17 protein-coding genes are annotated in these 17,998 nt (G+C 38.7%); 15 read left to right on the top strand and 2 right to left on the bottom strand.

Annotated features, from left to right (window positions below; genetic code table 11):
• The first annotated feature begins 15 nt into the window (after positions 1–15).
• The 15 genes from sufC (at position 16) to ABVJ71_RS14435 (ending at position 16,127) form a co-directional block, all read left to right on the top strand.
• Positions 16–801 (top strand): Fe-S cluster assembly ATPase SufC, encoded by a 786-nt coding sequence (sufC, locus tag ABVJ71_RS14365; RefSeq protein ID WP_353854622.1) that lies wholly within the window; start codon positions 16–18, stop codon positions 799–801.
• A gap of 18 nt (positions 802–819) precedes the next feature.
• The gene (gene sufD / locus ABVJ71_RS14370) at positions 820–2,133 is read left to right on the top strand and encodes a Fe-S cluster assembly protein SufD (protein WP_353854623.1); all 1,314 of its coding nucleotides are present in this window, start codon (positions 820–822) and stop codon (positions 2,131–2,133) included.
• The gene (locus tag ABVJ71_RS14375) at positions 2,133–3,353 is read left to right on the top strand and encodes a cysteine desulfurase (protein WP_353856696.1); all 1,221 of its coding nucleotides are present in this window, start codon (positions 2,133–2,135) and stop codon (positions 3,351–3,353) included. The genes sufD and ABVJ71_RS14375 overlap by 1 nt, the downstream gene beginning before the upstream one ends.
• Positions 3,343–3,789, top strand: a complete 447-nt coding sequence (gene sufU / locus ABVJ71_RS14380) for a Fe-S cluster assembly sulfur transfer protein SufU (RefSeq protein WP_353854624.1) — start codon at positions 3,343–3,345, stop codon at positions 3,787–3,789. The genes ABVJ71_RS14375 and sufU overlap by 11 nt, the downstream gene beginning before the upstream one ends.
• A 17-nt stretch (positions 3,790–3,806) precedes the next feature.
• Positions 3,807–5,204 (top strand): Fe-S cluster assembly protein SufB, encoded by a 1,398-nt coding sequence (gene sufB / locus ABVJ71_RS14385; protein ID WP_353854625.1) that lies wholly within the window; start codon positions 3,807–3,809, stop codon positions 5,202–5,204.
• A 692-nt stretch (positions 5,205–5,896) separates the two neighbouring features.
• Positions 5,897–6,574: a hypothetical protein gene (locus ABVJ71_RS14390; protein ID WP_353854626.1), complete on the top strand. Its 678-nt coding sequence runs from the start codon at positions 5,897–5,899 to the stop codon at positions 6,572–6,574.
• Positions 6,567–7,856: an MFS transporter gene (locus ABVJ71_RS14395; RefSeq protein ID WP_353854627.1), complete on the top strand. Its 1,290-nt coding sequence runs from the start codon at positions 6,567–6,569 to the stop codon at positions 7,854–7,856. Before ABVJ71_RS14390 ends, ABVJ71_RS14395 begins: the two co-directional genes overlap by 8 nt.
• Before the next feature lie 2 nt (positions 7,857–7,858).
• Entirely contained in the window at positions 7,859–9,016 is a 1,158-nt protein-coding gene (locus tag ABVJ71_RS14400) for a crosslink repair DNA glycosylase YcaQ family protein (RefSeq protein ID WP_353854628.1), read from the top strand.
• 5 nt (positions 9,017–9,021) lie between these two features.
• Positions 9,022–9,525, top strand: a complete 504-nt coding sequence (locus ABVJ71_RS14405) for a hypothetical protein (RefSeq protein ID WP_353854629.1) — start codon at positions 9,022–9,024, stop codon at positions 9,523–9,525.
• Complete coding sequence (locus ABVJ71_RS14410) at positions 9,522–9,941, top strand: thiamine pyrophosphate-dependent enzyme (RefSeq protein ID WP_353854630.1); 420 nt, start codon at positions 9,522–9,524, stop codon at positions 9,939–9,941. Before ABVJ71_RS14405 ends, ABVJ71_RS14410 begins: the two co-directional genes overlap by 4 nt.
• A 713-nt stretch (positions 9,942–10,654) precedes the next feature.
• Positions 10,655–11,608: an iron-siderophore ABC transporter substrate-binding protein gene (locus ABVJ71_RS14415; RefSeq protein ID WP_353854631.1), complete on the top strand. Its 954-nt coding sequence runs from the start codon at positions 10,655–10,657 to the stop codon at positions 11,606–11,608.
• 72 nt (positions 11,609–11,680) lie between these two features.
• Positions 11,681–12,697, top strand: coding sequence for an iron ABC transporter permease (locus ABVJ71_RS14420; protein ID WP_353854632.1), 1,017 nt, complete (start codon positions 11,681–11,683; stop codon positions 12,695–12,697).
• Positions 12,690–13,727, top strand: coding sequence for an iron ABC transporter permease (locus ABVJ71_RS14425; RefSeq protein ID WP_353854633.1), 1,038 nt, complete (start codon positions 12,690–12,692; stop codon positions 13,725–13,727). Before ABVJ71_RS14420 ends, ABVJ71_RS14425 begins: the two co-directional genes overlap by 8 nt.
• Before the next feature lie 33 nt (positions 13,728–13,760).
• Positions 13,761–14,504 (top strand): IucA/IucC family C-terminal-domain containing protein, encoded by a 744-nt coding sequence (locus ABVJ71_RS14430; protein WP_353854634.1) that lies wholly within the window; start codon positions 13,761–13,763, stop codon positions 14,502–14,504.
• A gap of 432 nt (positions 14,505–14,936) precedes the next feature.
• The gene (locus tag ABVJ71_RS14435; protein WP_353854635.1) at positions 14,937–16,127 is read left to right on the top strand and encodes an MFS transporter; all 1,191 of its coding nucleotides are present in this window, start codon (positions 14,937–14,939) and stop codon (positions 16,125–16,127) included.
• A 202-nt stretch (positions 16,128–16,329) separates the two neighbouring features.
• Here ABVJ71_RS14435 and ABVJ71_RS14440 read toward each other — a convergent pair whose 3' ends face one another.
• Both ABVJ71_RS14440 and ABVJ71_RS14445 read right to left on the bottom strand, forming a co-directional pair.
• Entirely contained in the window at positions 16,330–17,487 is a 1,158-nt protein-coding gene (locus ABVJ71_RS14440) for an oxalate decarboxylase family bicupin (RefSeq protein ID WP_353854636.1), read from the bottom strand.
• 79 nt (positions 17,488–17,566) lie between these two features.
• Positions 17,567–17,707 (bottom strand): helix-turn-helix domain-containing protein, encoded by a 141-nt coding sequence (locus tag ABVJ71_RS14445; protein WP_353854637.1) that lies wholly within the window; start codon positions 17,705–17,707, stop codon positions 17,567–17,569.
• Positions 17,708–17,998 lie beyond the last annotated feature (291 nt).

Genomic DNA, 17,998 nt, shown 5'->3' on the forward strand with positions numbered 1-17,998 from the left:
TGGAGGTATCGATATATGACTGCTTCGACATTAACAATTAAGGACTTGCACGTTGAGATTGAAGGGAAAGAAATCTTAAAGGGTGTAAATCTCGAGATAAAAGGTGGAGAATTCCACGCAGTAATGGGACCAAACGGTACAGGTAAATCAACTTTATCTGCTGCAATTATGGGTCACCCGAAATATGAAGTGACAAAGGGTAGCATTTTACTTGACGGCGAAGATGTACTTGAAATGGAAGTAGATGAGCGCGCAAAAGCAGGTCTTTTCCTTGCAATGCAATACCCATCTGAAATCAGCGGCGTCACAAATGCGGACTTTCTTCGTTCTGCCATCAATGCTCGCAGAGAAGAAGGTGATGAGATCTCACTGATGAAATTCATCCGCAAAATGGATGAAAACATGGACTTTCTAGAAATGGACCCTGATATGGCACAGCGCTACCTAAATGAAGGTTTCTCAGGCGGTGAGAAAAAACGTAATGAAATTCTTCAATTGATGATGATTGAACCAAAGATCGCCATCCTAGACGAAATCGATTCTGGTCTTGATATCGATGCCTTAAAAGTTGTCTCTAAAGGGATTAATAAAATGCGCGGAGAAAACTTCGGTTGCTTAATAATCACGCACTATCAACGTCTTTTGAACTACATTACACCAGATAAGGTTCACGTGATGATGCAAGGACGTATCGTGAAATCTGGCGGACCAGAGCTTGCACATCGTCTAGAAGCAGAAGGCTATGACTGGATTAAAAAAGAATTAGGTATTGAAGACGAGACTGTTGGTCAAGAAGCGTAAGCGATAGGAGGATTATTGATGACATTAGAAACGAAATTATCTGTAGATCAAGATTATGTCAAAAGCTTCTCCGAGAAGCATCAGGAACCGGCATGGATGAGCTCCCTTCGCTTACAGGCTCTTGAAAAAGCAGAAGATCTCCCAATGCCAAAGCCTGATAAAACGAATATATCAAATTGGAATTTAACAAACTTTAAACAGCATACAGTCGAAAATGTGCCATTTAGATCATTAGAAGAGCTTCCAGAAGAAGTGAAATTGTTGATTGACCTCGAGGATACAGACAAGACATTATACATTCAGCGTGACCAAACGCCGGCTTACTTGTCGCTTTCCACTGAAGCGAAGGACAAAGGTGTCATCTTTACTGACATCCATACGGCCATTCGTGAACATGCTGATTTGGTTGAACAATATTTTATGAAAGATGCTGTAAAAGTCGACGAGCACAAGCTGACAGCCTTGCATGCGGCTTTAGTTAACGGCGGAGCTTTTCTTTACGTTCCGAAACATGTTGAGCTTGAAGCACCAATCCAAGCGGTTTATCTTCATGAAAAAGAAGAAACAACCCTATTCAACCATGTCATTGTGGTAGCAGATGATCATAGTGCTGTGACATATGTAGAAAACTACATCAGTACAGCAAAGCCAGAGGAAGCAATATTTAACATTGTCTCTGAAGTGTTTACAGGAGCGAATGCTCGCGTGACATACGGTGCAGTAGATAACCTTGCTGAAGGTGTCACGGTATACGTGAATAGGCGCGGAATGGCAAACGGCCGTGAAAGTAAAATCGAATGGGCGCTTGGCTTGATGAATGATGGAGACACAGTGTCTGAAAACATCACAAAGCTGATGGGAGACGGCACATTCGGTGATACGAAATCTGTCGTAGTTGGTCGAGGTAAACAGACAGAAAACTTCACAACAAGTATCATTCACTTCGGTAAAAACTCTGAAGGATATATCTTGAAGCATGGTGTGATGAAGGACCAAGCATCCTCTATTTTTAACGGAATTGGCAAAATCGAGCATGGTGCGACAAAGTCAAATGCAGAGCAGGAATCACGTGTACTCATGCTTAGTGAAAAAGCACGCGGGGATGCAAACCCAATTCTATTAATTGATGAAGATGATGTCACAGCAGGACACGCAGCCTCTGTTGGTCGTGTCGACCCAACTCAGCTTTATTACCTCATGAGCCGCGGGATTTCCAAAGAAGATGCAGAAAGGCTTGTAATTTATGGATTCTTAAATCCAGTTGTAAAAGAACTGCCGATTGAAGGAGTTAAAAAGCAACTCATTTCTGTAATTGAAAGGAAAGTCAAATGATGAATATCAAAGACGTTCGTGAGCAATTTCCAATTCTTCATCAGCAAGTGAACGGGCATGATTTGGTGTATTTGGACAGTGCGGCTACTTCTCAAAAGCCAAGAGTTGTGATTGATGCATTGAATGAGTATTACCGGTCTTATAACTCGAACGTCCATAGAGGTGTTCATACCCTTGGCACGAAAGCAACGGATGCATACGAGGGTGCAAGAGAAAAAGTTCGTGCATTCATACGTGCTTCCTCTGTCCAAGAAATCATTTTTACAAGAGGAGCAACAACGGCTCTTAATACGGTTGCGATGAGTTATGCAAGAGCGAACCTTAAAGAAGGCGATGAGATTGTGATGACGCATATGGAGCATCATGCGAATATCATCCCTTGGCAGCAGGCAGCGAAAGCAACGGGCGCAACATTAAAATATATTCCATTACAGAAAGACGGTACGTTATCACTTGAAGATGTGAAACAAACGATCACACATCATACGAAAATTGTGGCTGTCACACATGTCTCAAACGTATTAGGAACCATTAACCCGATTAAAGAAATCGCCAAAATCGCTCACGATCATGGGGCGATCATAGTGGTGGATGGTGCTCAAAGCACACCGCACATGCAAATCAATGTTCAAGAGCTAGATTGCGACTTTTTCGCTTTTTCTGGGCATAAAATGTGTGGACCGACGGGAATTGGTGTGCTTTATGGGAAGAAAGATCTTTTGAATAATATGGAGCCTGCCGAGTTTGGTGGTGAAATGATCGACTTTGTGGATCTGTACGATTCCACTTGGAAAGAGCTTCCGTGGAAATTTGAAGCGGGTACGCCGATCATCGCAGGAGCAGTTGGACTTGGAAAAGCGATTGATTTCTTAAATGAGATCGGTATGGATGAGATAAGCCGTTATGAGCAACAGCTTGCGTCTTATGCGCTTGAGCGCTTTAAGGAACTAGAAGGTGCGGTTGTGTATGGTCCGGAGCATCGAGCTGGTCTTGTGACGTTTAACTTAGATGACGTTCATCCGCATGATGCGTCAACTGTACTTGATTCGGAAGGTGTGGCCATTCGTGCTGGTCATCATTGTGCGCAGCCGCTCATGAAATGGCTTGGCGTATCAGCGACGGCAAGAGCGAGCTTCTATATTTACAATACAGAAGAAGAGATTGACGAGCTCATTGCAGCGCTCCGTAAGACAAAGGAGTATTTTACGAATGTCTTTTAATGTAAATTTAGATACACTGTACAGACAAGTGATTATGGATCATTATAAAAATCCGAGAAACAAAGGTGTGCTAAACGACAGCATTGTAGTCGATATGAACAACCCGACATGTGGTGATCGCATTCGTTTAACAATGAAAATTGAAGATCAGCAGGTCAAGGATGCGAAATTTGAGGGGGAAGGATGCTCGATTTCAATGGCATCTGCCTCGATGATGACGCAGGCGATAAAAGGGAAAGATATTGCAACAGCCTTAAAAATGTCTCGGATTTTTTCAGATATGATGCAAGGTAAAGAATACGACGATTCCATTGATCTTGGCGACATTGAGGCGCTGCAAGGAGTAGCGAAATTCCCAGCACGCATCAAATGTGCAACATTATCATGGAAGGCGCTTGAAAAAGGCGCATCTGCCGAAGATAACGGCAAATCATAAGATTGGAGTGAAAATGGATGGCTAAAAAAATGCCGGATGTTGGTGAATATAAATATGGCTTTTCTGATAAAGACGTTTCCATTTTCCGTTCAGAGCGCGGACTGACAAAAGAAATCGTTGAAGAAATTTCTCGTATGAAGGAAGAGCCTCAGTGGATGCTCGACTTTCGCTTGAAATCTCTTGAACACTTTTATAACATGCCGATGCCGCAATGGGGCGGAGACTTACATGCATTAAACTTTGATGAAATCACCTATTACGTTAAACCGTCAGAACGTTCAGAGCGTTCTTGGGATGAAGTGCCTGAAGAAATTAAACAAACTTTTGATAAGCTTGGGATTCCAGAAGCAGAGCAAAAGTATTTAGCAGGTGTATCTGCTCAGTACGAATCTGAAGTTGTGTATCACAACATGAAGCAAGACCTTGAAGATCAAGGAATTGTATTCAAAGATACAGACAGTGCATTAAAAGAGAACGAAGACATCTTCCGCGAGCACTGGGCAAAGGTCATTCCGCCGACTGACAACAAATTTGCTGCGCTGAACTCGGCTGTATGGTCTGGCGGTTCATTTATCTACGTACCAAAAGGCGTAAAAGTAGACACTCCACTTCAAGCATACTTCCGTATCAATTCTGAAAACATGGGGCAGTTCGAGCGTACGCTGATCATCGTTGACGAAGGTGCACATGTGCATTATGTAGAAGGTTGCACAGCACCAGTTTATACAACAAACTCACTTCACAGTGCAGTTGTTGAAATCATTGTTAAAAAAGGCGGCTACTGTCGTTATACAACGATTCAAAACTGGGCAAACAACGTCTTCAACCTTGTAACGAAACGGACGGTTTGTGAAGAGAACGCAACAATGGAATGGATTGATGGAAACATCGGTTCTAAGCTGACAATGAAATACCCTGCTGTCATCTTAAAAGGTGAAGGCGCACGTGGTATGACATTAAGTATTGCCCTAGCAGGTAAAGGTCAGCACCAAGATGCAGGAGCAAAAATGATTCACCTTGCACCAAACACATCTTCTACGATCGTATCGAAATCGATTTCGAAACAAGGTGGTAAAGTTACGTACCGCGGAATCGTACACTTCGGACGCAAAGCAGACGGTGCACGCTCAAACATCGAGTGTGACACACTCATTATGGATAACAAATCGACTTCTGATACGATTCCTTACAATGAAATCTTGAATGACAACATTTCATTAGAGCACGAAGCAAAAGTATCAAAAGTATCAGAAGAACAACTTTTCTACTTGATGAGCCGTGGTATTTCTGAAGAAGAAGCAACAGAAATGATCGTCATGGGTTTCATCGAGCCATTTACAAAAGAACTGCCAATGGAATACGCTGTTGAAATGAATCGTTTGATTAAGTTTGAGATGGAAGGCAGCATAGGTTAACCATTGATTTACCGGGGATTTAAGGTGTTTATATGATACATTTTTGATGATCACCCACAAAACACCCACAAAAAAATAATTACTCAACATACCGCAGATACATTCCCATTGCCTGGTCCTCAATTTTTTGGTGACATGGAGATACTTATCTGCGGTTGTTTTTATACTAGAATGTCCTAATCGTACCCTTATATGAAACGCTTGCACGTGTGCAATGACCTTTTATGACTTCTCTAACTACAGATGGCGTTAAATAATTGCCTTTAGGTTTTTTAAAATGATTTTATCACTATTCATCTTAAATATAGTACCATGCGTAGATATTAATTTCTCTTGTAATAATTTTAACTGGTTTAACTCTTCTCATAGGTCAGGATTCAAACCTATTGTATGATAACTAGATGTACTCTTTATGGACTTCAATATAACCTTATTATTAATTCCTCTGCTTGTCTGTCTTTCAACAGTAACCTTTCCATCATGGATATCTGTCCACTTTAAAGCTAGTACTTCACTTATTCTTAATCCAGTTTGACTTAAAAAATACATTATCATCCGATAGTAATTATATTTAAAACTAAAAGTAGAATAGTTGTAGATACTGAAGTCAAAGCCACCAATTAAAATGGTAGACAAAAAAGAAGGTAATTCGTAATTCGCCTTCTTTTTGTTTTTCTAAGGAGATGGATAACGTGAGCAACAATATTACTAAATTTTTGAAATTGAATGATTGGTCAATAATACCTGAAAAAAATAAGGGAGAGTCTCCAAACTCAAAAAAATTTGAGGATCTTCGATATGTTTATCATCAAAGAATCAAAGGTTTTTGCAGACCTTATGTATTAGCGCAAAGAATAAGTTGGGAAATTAGGTCACCAATAGAAGTTCAGGTTGAACCCGTGGAAGAATACCAGTTATCTTGTAAAGAAGAAGAGTTGCAAAGTTTGGGAAATACATTGAACATTGACTATTGGGTTAAGAGGGGGGATGTATTTCTAGGATTGAAACCTGACGGTTGGTTCAGACTTCATCAAGCTAAAATGAATGGTCAATGGCATAACTTATTTATCCCAAATGGTGAAAGAACATTTGAATGGAGGTTAGGTTGGGGGCTGGAATGTACAGAGGATCAAATAGCAATGTTACTACCCGCTGAAGGTCAAGATAAAATAAAAGTACACTCAGGTATTTTAGAAAGTGGAGCGTTAAACAGATTTAATGAAGCAGGTACTGGTATGTCTTTAGCTATTGAACCGATGAAAAAAGCGATAATTAAAAGAAATGAAGTAATTGCAAAATTAATAATAATGCCAAAAAGTGTACCAGAAATTAAATCTATAATTGAAGAAAGAGGTATAAGGGATGAGTAAGTTCTCATTGTACTGGGAAGTCCTTAAAAATAAATATTTTTCTATTTTATTTTTATCTTCATTTTTAAATACATTAGCACACTCAATAGCTGTAATCACAATCATCTGGTTTATTTATCAAGAAACAAACAATCCTGTGTTCATTGCGATTTCTCTACTATGTTTAGAGTTGCCATCCATGTTGTTTGCACCAATTTGGGGGACTTTTTTAGATAAAGTTAAAATTGTTTATGTTGTTGTTTTTGCTAACTTAACAAGAGCTTTACTATTTTTATTTTTATTATTTAATATGACATTAATTACAACAATTGACTTCATTATCTTTTTTGTTTTATTGAGTTTATCAAGTTCGATAGCTCCAATTGTGAAATCTGGAGAGACTATGCTATTGTTCAGAATACTCCCCAAAAAAGATCTTCTTCCTGCAAATTCTTTAATGAATATTCAATTTGATTTAGCATTTGTTATAGGACCAATGATAGGAGGTATAATTGCTACAACAAAAATCGGCCCCTATGCTTTTTTGATTAATTTTGTCTTATTGGTGTTTGCATCAACATTATTCTTCTTCTTAAGAAGTTTTTCTCATGTTAAGGAAAAAGTGAAGACAGTTTCTAAGAATCGAATACTTGAGTGGTTTATTGAGTTTAAGAATGGGATTACATATATCGTTAAAGATAAAGTCGTAGGTTCCTTAGTAGTTTTAAATTTTTTCTATAACCTTTTTATATGGGGAACAACACCTACTTTATTACCTATATTAACCGAACAAACCAAAAATGCAGGTGCTACTGGATATGGTTTATTAATGGCTTCAACTTCTATTGGAATCATCATTGGATCAATTTTAGTTGGTGTATATAAAACTAAATTTAATCCCATATATATTGTTTTGTTATCATTAGGATTTCATGGAGTTTTCTACTCAACACTAGGTCTGCCAATGAATATATATTTCTTTGCCTTAATGCTTGGGATAGCAGGTCTTATATCTGCACCTTCAATGATTTACAACAGAACGATATTTCAATTACTAGTGCCAGAGAACAAACAAGGGAGAATTTTCACTTTATTAAGTACTGCCGGTGCATTAGGATTTCCACTAGGAACTATAACAGTTGCTCATATCACTACTCAATTTGGTAGTGAAAGTGTAAGTAACATTTTTCTTATCTTTGGTTTATCGTTTGCTCTTATTACTCTAATCACTGGTACTGTATATATGAAACATTTTAATAATCATTCCGCAAAATTAAGTGAAATGACAAAAGAGGGGGGTTAAAAATGTTAAAGACAAACTTCAATACCTTAGTAAAAATTCAGTTATATAAACAAAAGCTTTTGAAGAAAAGCGAATTAAATGGAATCAACGGCATTAATACTTTATTAAATGACTTAGGTTATATACAACTAGATACTATGAATGTAACGGCTAGAAGTCAGGATATATTTCTTTGGACGAGAATATTAGACTATAAGAAAAGTATGTTATTAGATCTATACAAACTTGATTTAATATTTGAACAATATTTATACGCCTTGTGCATATTACCTTATAGTTCAATATCGTATTTAAAAGATACTCATTTAAGTAATAAAGCAAAATTACAAGAGGACCCAGAACTAGACTTCATATTAGATATTTATAACAAAGCAAAAAGCAAAAAGAAATTGCAATCTATAGACTCTAATAGCAAGACCTCATCAAATGATGCGTGGCAAGTCACACCTACGAGAAATGCACTAGATAAATTATGGAGAGCAGACTTATTAAGAGTGAAAAGAGATAGTAAATTTAGAAAAGTTTATAGTTTACCACCTGAAAGATCTAATACAGTGGAGAACAAAAGTGAATCAATGCTTGAATATTTTATTGATAAAGCATTTGAAAATTTAGGTATTGCTACAATTAAAGAAGCGAAAAACTATTTTGGATTGAATAAAAAGAAGACATCAAAAATAATTAACGGTATGATTAGTGATAAAAAATTACTACCAATCATGATAAACGGGATAAATGATGGGGAGAGTCATTATATTAGAGATTGTGATGTTCACTTAATTGAGAAAATTGCTCAAGTTGAGAGTGAAGCATGCACACTATTAACTCCATTTGATAATCTTCTCAGAGACAGATCAAGAGTACAAAAATTATTTAATGTGGATTATCGTCTAGAAAGTTATATACCTAAAGAAAAGAGAAAGTTTGGTTATTTCGGGATGCCAATTTTAATTGGTGAAAGATTAGTTGGAGTGATAGATCTGAAATTGTTTAGAAATGAGAAAAAACTACAAGTGAACAAATTATCTTTATTTTATCCTATGGAAAAAGAATTTCACTTAAAAGAGATAGGGGCGATTTTAAAACGGTTTGCTAAGTTTATTGGCGCGGAAAGTATTGAATATTCGGAAAATATAGAGTGCGCTTCTTTGGAGGTGTAAATATTTTGATAGATCTCAAAACGAGACCTCTTCGACAAATTCTAGAGGGTAACAATATTAAATACGTCGTTAGTGTACCTTGTACTATACTAGCTTCTTATTATGATTTTCATGATTCTGATAAACTCGAAAATATTATAGTTACAAGAGAGGAAGAAGGTATAGGTATTATCTCAGGATTATCAATTGCTAATGAAAAAGCAGTTATAATGATGCAAAACTCTGGTTTAGGTAACTGTTTAAATAGTTTGGCTTCTTTAAGCATTTCATACAAAATAGGTTTTGTAATATTGGTTTCTTTAAGGGGAGATGATACTTTTGAAACCAATCCTGTTCAAAATGTAATTGGTAGTGCTACAAGAAATATTATAGTTTCACTTGGGTGCAAATTCTTTGAAATATCCAGTATTTCTCAGCTAGAAAACACATTTAGGGAAGCTTTGGATTTAGCGGCTTATTACAATGAACCAGTGTTCATTTTGTTACCAAGAAAAGAGATGTTAAAATGAATAAAATTGATGTTTTTGTTGAATTTAACAAATTTATAAGTAATGAACTAGTTGTATCTCCCTTAGGTGAGACTTCAGAAATTTGGAAATCAATTAATGAAAGAGATAATAATTTCTACATGTTAGGTTCAATGGGGATGCCTATCTCATTTGGGCTAGGTCTAGCATTAGGAACTACAGAAAATGTATATGTAATAGATGGCGATGGATCTTTATTAATGAATTTGGGTGGATTAAGTACTGTAGCAAAAATAAATCAGAAAAATTTAAAAATTATAATTTTAGATAACGGCTGTTATGCAACTACTGGAGGGCAGTTAGCGTGTACTAGTGATGTTACTTCTTTACATGAAGTGGCAATTGCATGTGGTATAAAAGAAGTACATGTTGCTCATAACACCACTAAGTTCAAGTAGTTACTAAATGAAACTCGTTCTGTTGTAGACACCTCTATTATATTTTTAAAAATAAAAAATGAGAAGTCGAATTCTTCTTGTATAACTTTGCTACCAGAAGAAATATCCTCATCTTTTAGAAAGCATTTTGCTCAAAAGATGAATGCTTAAAAACAATCTACTAGACATATAACTATAAATTTTTTAAAAATGGTGATACCATTTTGATTTCACTTATTAATCAAATGCCTTCATGGCGTTGTGTTCTCTTTTATTATACGTCACGTTGTCGAGTAAATCTCGCTAGCAAATAAAGAAAATGAGGGTTTCTTTGACATCTTGTCTTTGAAAACCCTTACTTTCTCTTCAATTTGAGGCGAACTGTTGAAGTTCGTCTTTTTTCTATTTCTTATGGATTTTCTATTTACTATGATGGAAGCAGATGAGAAGGGAAAGAGTGAAAGATTCCTATTTCCTATCATGCATTTGAACAGATCAAACAGCAATCAGTAATCTATTTGTCGGTTCTATTACATGCATGAGAGCAAATAGGTCGTACGATTCAAATGGGCAAAGTGGCATGTCATGCGATGAAACTGTCAAAATTAGCGAATCTCTATCTGTATCTTAAAATTTTACTTTGACACCATCCTTTTCTATGATAAAATCATAGTGTGATAATGATAATCGTTATCAAATGATATAACTACATATAGATTGGATAGGTGAGGTACATGTTCAGAAAATCTTTTTTGTCTTTGTTAGTTGTGTTCTCCATTGTTTTGCTTGCGGCTTGCGGGAATAACAGCAGTGAAGGAAAGTCAGACAGTAAAGAGAAAGCTCGGACTGTTGAAAGCGCTATCGGTTCAACTGAAATTAAAGGGACGCCTAAGCGTGTTGTGACATTATACCAAGGAGCTACAGATGCAGCGGTAGCAATGGGCATTAAGCCAGTAGGTGTTGTGGAATCTTGGCTTGAGACGCCTAAATATAAATATTTAAGAGATGATCTAAAGGATGTTAAAATTGTTGGGCAGGAAACGCAGCCGAACTTAGAGGAAATTAAAAAACTAAACCCAGATTTGATCATTGCGTCTAAAGTTCGTCATGAGCAAATCTTTGATCAGTTAAAAGAAATTGCACCGACTGTTGCAACAGAGACAGTCTATACGTTTAAAGATACAGTAAAACTCATGGGTGAAGCGTTAAATCGGGAAGACAAGTCGAAAGAACTGTTAACGAAGTGGAACGATCGTGTGGCTGACTTTAAAGAAAAGGCCCAAAAGAACATTAAAAACTGGCCAATGAATGTAGCGGTTGTAAACTTCCGTGCAGATCATGCAAGAATTTATCAAACTGGCTTTGCGGGATCTATTTTAACAGAGCTTGGTTTTGGGGGACCTAAAAATGTCAAAGATAAAAAACAAGATATCATTACACTGACAGATAAAGAGAGCATTCCGCAAATGAACGCAGATGTGATTTATTACTTCATGGATGATCAAGATAAGGCTGTCGAAAAAGCGTATAAAGAGTGGACGAGTCATCCTTTATGGAAGCAGCTTGATGCGGTGAAAGCGAAACAAGTTTACAAAGTAGATGAAATCACTTGGAACATGGCTGGCGGTATCATTGCTGCAAACATGATGCTTGATGATATTTATGATCGACTAGGACTTGAAAAATAAGAAATCACAGAGGAGAAAATGTGAAAAAATCATTTTCTCCTTTTTCCATAACAGATTGAAAGCGGGAATCAGATGAGAAGTTTATTAAAAAAGGATTCGAGTAAGGCGCTGCTATTTGCGGGGTTCATCGTGTTGATGTTGGTCTTTTTTATGCTCAGTATTTCTCTTGGGCAAACGACTATTCCCCTCAAAGCCACCATCCATGCTTTTCTTCATTTTGATGAATCTGATGCAAACAGTGTCATTGTCATGACTTCTAGGCTATCACGAGCTTTAATTGCAATGGTCGTTGGTTCAAGTTTAGCCATTTCAGGTGCACTTATGCAGGCATTAACGAGAAACCCGCTTGCTGCTCCTGATTTATTAGGGATCAACGCCGGCGGTTTATTTTTCATCGTGATCTCTATTATTTTCTTCTCGACAGAGTCGTTAACAGCCTATATGTGGACAGCTTTTTTAGGATCTGCTATTGCCGGAATGCTTGTTTTTCTATTAGGCTCGATCGGGAGAGATGGACTCACGCCGGTCAAAATTGTGCTAGCAGGGGCTGCCATTTCTGCCCTGTTTGCGTCCTTTACACAAGGCCTTTTAATTGTGAATGAGCAGTCGATTCAAAGTATCTTGTTTTGGATGGCTGGTTCTGTCTCTGGACGAAGTATCGATATGCTTCTGCCTGTGTTACCTTATATCATAGGGGCTACCATTGTGGCACTGCTTCTCGGACGTGCGATCAATGTTCTACTGTCAGGAGAAGATATTGCCAAAGGACTCGGTCAGCGTACATTGTTGCTGAAAATTACGATGGGGGTGCTTGTCGTTTTTTTAGCTGGTGGTTCAGTTGCTGTAGCTGGTTCTATTGGTTTTGTTGGTTTTCTCGTGCCGCATATTGTGAAAAAGCTTGTCGGACCTGACCATCGCTGGGTACTGCCGTATTGTGCTGTGGTTGGTGCGTCTCTTTTACTTGTGGCTGATATTGCGGCTCGTTTTCTGATTATGCCTCAGGAAGTGCCGATTGGCGTTATGACTGCTGTAGCGGGAGCACCTTTATTTGTTTATCTCGTGCGCAAGGGGTTGAAGGCGGGTGGCTAAAACATATACAGTTCGCTCAAAGGGTGGGCTCATTTCGTTTCAATTTTCAAAGCGGACTTTTTTGATTTTACTTTTATTAATGGTGATTGCATTTGGTTTGTTTATTTTCAGTCTGTGTATGGGAAGCCAGTTTATTCAGCCGGTGGATGTAATGCTTCATTTGATTGGTCAAGAAGGAGAAAATTCGTTTGTTTTAAATACGCTGAGGATTCCAAGAACATTGCTTGCTGTTCTAGTTGGGGCTTCACTTGCGGTTTCAGGGCTGATTTTACAAGGATTAATTCGAAATCCGCTTGCATCACCTGATCTCATTGGAATTACAAGCGGTGCTTCATTTGGTGCGATTATGTTTATCGTTTTTTGGATGGGAACTGTGCCAATTGCTTATCAGTCATTATGGGCGATTGCAGGTGCTTTTGCGGTATCCTGCCTGATTTATTTGCTTTCTTGGAAGAAAGGCGTCAAGCCGATTACGCTTGTGTTGATGGGGATTGGCATTTCAGCCATCATGAAAGCTTGCGTTACGTTTACCCTTGTTTTGAGTGATACGATGACAACGACAAAGTCATATATATGGCTAACGGGCAGTTTATATGGCTCCACGATGAAAGACGTGACAGCCATGCTTCCTTGGGTCATGATCATTTTACCTATCGTCATGATGTTAGCAAGAACGATGAATGTGAAGGAGCTTGGTGATGACCTTGCGACAGGTCTTGGGGTAAAGGTACAGGCAAAACGGTTATTCTTTCTTTTATTAAGTGTGATTTTAGCCGGCATTGCGGTTGCGTTTGCAGGCGGGATTGAATTTGTCGGGCTTATGGCGCCTCATGTGGCAAGGTTGATCATTGGTCGTTCCTTTATTGCCCTTGTACCGGCCTCTGCACTGATCGGAGGTATTCTAGTGATGCTGGCAGATCTCGTCGCAAGAACTGCTTTTCTTCCTTTAGATGTACCAGCAGGTGTATTTACAGCAGCAATCGGAGCGCCATTCTTTATTTACTTATTATACCAACAACGAAATCGATAAATGAAACGTATGTAAAAAGACGGGGGTTTTGATATGATGCCAGAGTGGGTTGAGAGAGAATTACTTGATTTTGGGATACACATCACAAGTAGTCCAATCAAGGCCGATTGCACACTTGCTGTGCTTTTTTCTGAAGAGTCTGCTGCTCGTTTATTGGAAGCTGAAAAGATAGCGATGCATGCACCAAATCTTGCAGTGGCGGCATCTATATTTTCTAAGCGCTATGCGTACTTAGTGGTCAGTTCATCTTTATACTTGATGACATTATATGATAGCATTTATCAAATTTCACCATCTGCTTGCGTATTTAGAGAGGATCGAAAAATGGCTCTCAATAAATCAGCGTGTTCATTTGTCCAATTAGAAGGAGATCGCAACGAGTGGAGAGAACAAGTGATTTTCGCTCTTTTCACACAGTACGTCACACCTCTTTTAGACGTGTTGCACCGCGTGTCAAGACTCCCTTACTCCATCCTATGGGAAAATGTAGCTGTTCGCATCAACTCTCTATATCGAAGCATGATGAAGAAAGTGGAGGATCCCGCCATGAAAAAGCGGGTGAAGGAAGATTACGTCTTTCTTAAGGAAGCGGCTGGTGAAGTATTTGGCTCTCAGCAAAATCCTTTCAAATGCAGTTTGAATTTAGATGAAAGTTTGTTACAAACATCTGACCGAAAAACTTGCTGTATGTATTATCAACTTGAGAAAAAAGCGGAAAATCTTGCTTATTGTCTCGTCTGTCCGCTTGAGAAGAAGAAAGGCACTGTATGTAAGTAGCAGTACTGCAACATGCAGATTAACCTTCGCATTTATTGTCAAGTCTTGTACTTGTGTGCTCGTGCACGAATTGACCCTTCATTCCCCGCAATAGTGCACCTAACTAGACTTCAATGGTTTTCAGGTCACGGTGTAAATAGACAAAGGGCTAAAATAAACATCATTTTTGTTTTAGCAGGTCTTGAAACCATCCTTATTGAAATGCGGTGCAGCAATGAAGTGCAGAGCAGGCTACAGGCGGCTCTAGCTATCTATGAACAAACGGAATAACGCTAGATTGACTACTCGCAAACTGCGGGTATTTTTTATTTGAAAAGAACACCATTTTTTGAAAAACTAGACTTATAGACAACGAAATCGATATACTGTAGAAGTTATTATATTTTTTGACATCATTTTTAATTTTATCTATTTGCAGAAAGAGGTTTTTATATGAAGAAAATGGGCAGGTTATACATTTTGATGCTGAATATTTTCATCGCCATGCTAGGCTTTGGTTTGATTGTTCCTGTCATGCCGAGTTATATTGAAGCCTTTGGCGCAACTGGAAAAACCCTTGGCTTTCTCGTTGCCGCTACTGGTCTCACACAATTTGCTTTGTCGCCAATTGCTGGTGTATTGACTGATCGTTTTGGACGTAGAAAACTGATTATCGCTGGGATCGCCGGCTTTACAATTGCTCAATTTATCTTTGCTTTTGCCGATCAGCTTTGGCTACTATTCGTGTCACGATTCTTAGGCGGAGCTGCGGGGGCACTATTAATGCCTGCCATGTTTGCATATATCGCTGACATTACAAGTGAAACAGATCGCGGGAAAGGAATGGGCTTATTTAGTGCAGCGATGACACTTGGTTTTGTCATTGGACCGGGAGTAGGCGGGTATTTGGTTGAATACGGGATTGCCTTTCCTTTTCTCATTGCTGGTTCTTTTGCCGCGCTCTCCACCTTCTTGTCGGTCATTTATTTACCTGAAACGTTAACGAAGGAAAAGCAGGAAGAAGCACGGTTGAATCAAGAAATGAACTTCAATCCTTTTGTTCAGATGATTCAGGCTTTAAAAACATCATATGGCTTTTTATTTATCTTAGCTTTTGTGCTTCATTTTGGCATCATTCACTTTGAGTCGATTTTTGGTTTATACGTAGATCAAAAACACGGATTTACACCAAAGGATATTGCATTTGTGATTACTGTCGCAGGCCTAGCTGGTGTGCTTGTTCAAGGTGCTCTAGTGAATACCTGTGTCAAACGGTTTGGTGAAATGCATGTCGTACGTTATGCACTGCTAGGAGCTGCTTTTATGCTCATTGCTTGCCGATATGCACCTTCTTATTGGCTTATCTTTACGTTTTCAATTTTATTTTTAGCGGCGACCTCTTTTGTTCGTCCAGCTCTCAATACATTGCTCTCCAAAATGGCAGGTGATCGCCAAGGGTTAGCCGGCGGCATGAATACATCTTTTATGAGTCTTGCAAATATTGTCGGACCAAGCCTTGCTGGTATTCTATTTGATTTGAATATTGAGCTTCCTTTTATGTTTGGTACATTCGTGCTTTGTTTAAGCTTTATTGCATCCATGATTTGGGCAAAAAAGGTGCAGCATATTCATGCTCCTTCTTGAAGACTGTTCGACAAAAATGAGAGTGAAAGTTTGATATCAATTAGGTGGGAATAATCGATTTTTTTCATATTTTGATAGATGACGATAATCGTGATGAGAGAGGCCTTTTCATATATTCACATGAATAAACTGCTTATGAGATCAAACATCGCTTTACATCGTGTTGATCTAAAGGCAGTATGTCAAAAAAAGTTCAACATGGTCATCTTTCATATTTGACGACGGGTGATTTTTCTTGATGAAGCGCGCGGATGAATTCATCATCAACATGTAAATGATCTTTTACTAATTGATGGGGTGTTAAAGCCATCCATTGATTGAGAGAAATATCTGCAAAACGATCACTTTTAAAAATTTCCAGAAACCAAAGACTTTGTTCTCCGGTATTTTGAATGTAGTGCCCCATTCCAAAAGGAACATAGCCGACATCACCTGCTCTGTAATTAAAGGTTCGGGCTGTACCGCCTGCGCCAAAGACAGTCATTTTGGCAGTGCCGGTTAAATAATATTGCCACTCATCATTATTAGGATGCCAATGCATTTCTCTCATCCCGCCAGGCAATACTTCAACAAGAGCAGCGGCAATGGTTTTAGAGACTGGGAAGTTCTTAGAATCAACTATTCTAACCGATCCTCCAGAGGTTGTAAGCGGTTTTTGTTTGAGAAGTTGATATGTAAATGGCGGCTGAATGTTGCCATACGGATTAGGTACTTCCTGACTTTGCAATGATTGCGGGGGTGAGCCTTGAAACATATAACGCTGCTTCTTAGGAATTCGATCGAACATGTTCGAAGGCACTCCAAAATTGGCTGAGAGAATATCTTTAGGTGTATGGGCAAACCAATCTGTGATTGTAAAGGTATCAAATTCAGAAAAACGTCCATCATCAAATACAAGGAGAAATTCACAGCCCTCCCCAAGACCTTGGATGGAGTGGGGGATACCGGGCGGGAAATACCACAAATCTCCTTCTGATACATCAGCGATGACATTTCTGCCATACTCATCAACAGAAGTAATCCGAGCTTTGCCCAAAATCATATATGCCCATTCTGCCTGCTTGTGCCAATGAAGCTCGCGAACACCTCCGCGTTTCAGCCGCATATTAACCCCAGCAATTGTTGTTGAAACAGGAAGCTCTCGTTCAGTAATTTCTCTAGACCAGCCGCCATGGTTCAAGTGCATATGGGTATCAGAATAAGAAAACTTTAGATTAGGGATCGTTCCGGCATCAGTTTTAGGAGGAATCAGCATATCGGGGTTCTCCCTATCACGAAGGACGTCACGCGGTCCTAAGTCTGTAGCACCAGCGCCGTCCTCTCGAATAGGATGCGGGATGCGGCTCATTTCTTTATCCACTAGTCATTACTCCTCTCGCCTTTCTTTTCCTCATCAAAATATATGAAGTGTCAGAAAGAATGATTCAATAGGAATTGCATTAAAGGTTTAGCAGCATCTGAATACGAAGCCGCATCGTCGTATCACGAGCTTTTAATCTTTTCCCAAGCAGTTCTTCGCATTTAGCCAGTCGATAAATGACTGTGTTGCGGTGGACAGAATGTTTGGCTGTTTCTGACATGTGGCAATGTGTTTCTAAATAAACGGAGAAGACTTTGATCTTCTTGCGATTGTTCAGATCACTGATGCAATTTGATTACATCATCTTCAGTCATTCTAATACGTCCTTTGCTTGGTGGAGCTGAATAAATTTATGGCTTTATGATAGATGTCCAGCACGAAGAGCATCCATCATATTGACATGCTGGACATTTCGGAGACATCCGGCGTGTCTAGCGATCATTTTTGCTTGCTGAAAAATGGGGATGGAAATGTTCATTCGCACTCAATCTCCTTTTATTCAAGCTAAAAC

It is taken from the genome of Bacillus sp. Bos-x628 (genome assembly GCF_040500475.1).
In the GTDB taxonomy this organism is placed as follows: Bacteria; Bacillota; Bacilli; order Bacillales; family Bacillaceae; genus Bacillus; species Bacillus maqinnsis.

Coding starts and splice junctions, on each gene's coding strand:
- ABVJ71_RS14395 (WP_353854627.1), top strand. CDS start 6,567: ATGAGTAAGTTCTCATTGTACTGGGAAGTCCTTAAAAATAAATATTTT.
- sufC (WP_353854622.1), top strand. CDS start 16: ATGACTGCTTCGACATTAACAATTAAGGACTTGCACGTTGAGATTGAA.
- sufU (WP_353854624.1), top strand. CDS start 3,343: ATGTCTTTTAATGTAAATTTAGATACACTGTACAGACAAGTGATTATG.
- ABVJ71_RS14420 (WP_353854632.1), top strand. CDS start 11,681: ATGAGAAGTTTATTAAAAAAGGATTCGAGTAAGGCGCTGCTATTTGCG.
- ABVJ71_RS14415 (WP_353854631.1), top strand. CDS start 10,655: ATGTTCAGAAAATCTTTTTTGTCTTTGTTAGTTGTGTTCTCCATTGTT.
- ABVJ71_RS14400 (WP_353854628.1), top strand. CDS start 7,859: ATGTTAAAGACAAACTTCAATACCTTAGTAAAAATTCAGTTATATAAA.
- ABVJ71_RS14430 (WP_353854634.1), top strand. CDS start 13,761: ATGATGCCAGAGTGGGTTGAGAGAGAATTACTTGATTTTGGGATACAC.
- ABVJ71_RS14375 (WP_353856696.1), top strand. CDS start 2,133: ATGAATATCAAAGACGTTCGTGAGCAATTTCCAATTCTTCATCAGCAA.
- sufB (WP_353854625.1), top strand. CDS start 3,807: ATGGCTAAAAAAATGCCGGATGTTGGTGAATATAAATATGGCTTTTCT.
- sufD (WP_353854623.1), top strand. CDS start 820: ATGACATTAGAAACGAAATTATCTGTAGATCAAGATTATGTCAAAAGC.
- ABVJ71_RS14435 (WP_353854635.1), top strand. CDS start 14,937: ATGAAGAAAATGGGCAGGTTATACATTTTGATGCTGAATATTTTCATC.
- ABVJ71_RS14445 (WP_353854637.1), bottom strand. CDS start 17,707: ATGTCAGAAACAGCCAAACATTCTGTCCACCGCAACACAGTCATTTAT.
- ABVJ71_RS14410 (WP_353854630.1), top strand. CDS start 9,522: ATGAATAAAATTGATGTTTTTGTTGAATTTAACAAATTTATAAGTAAT.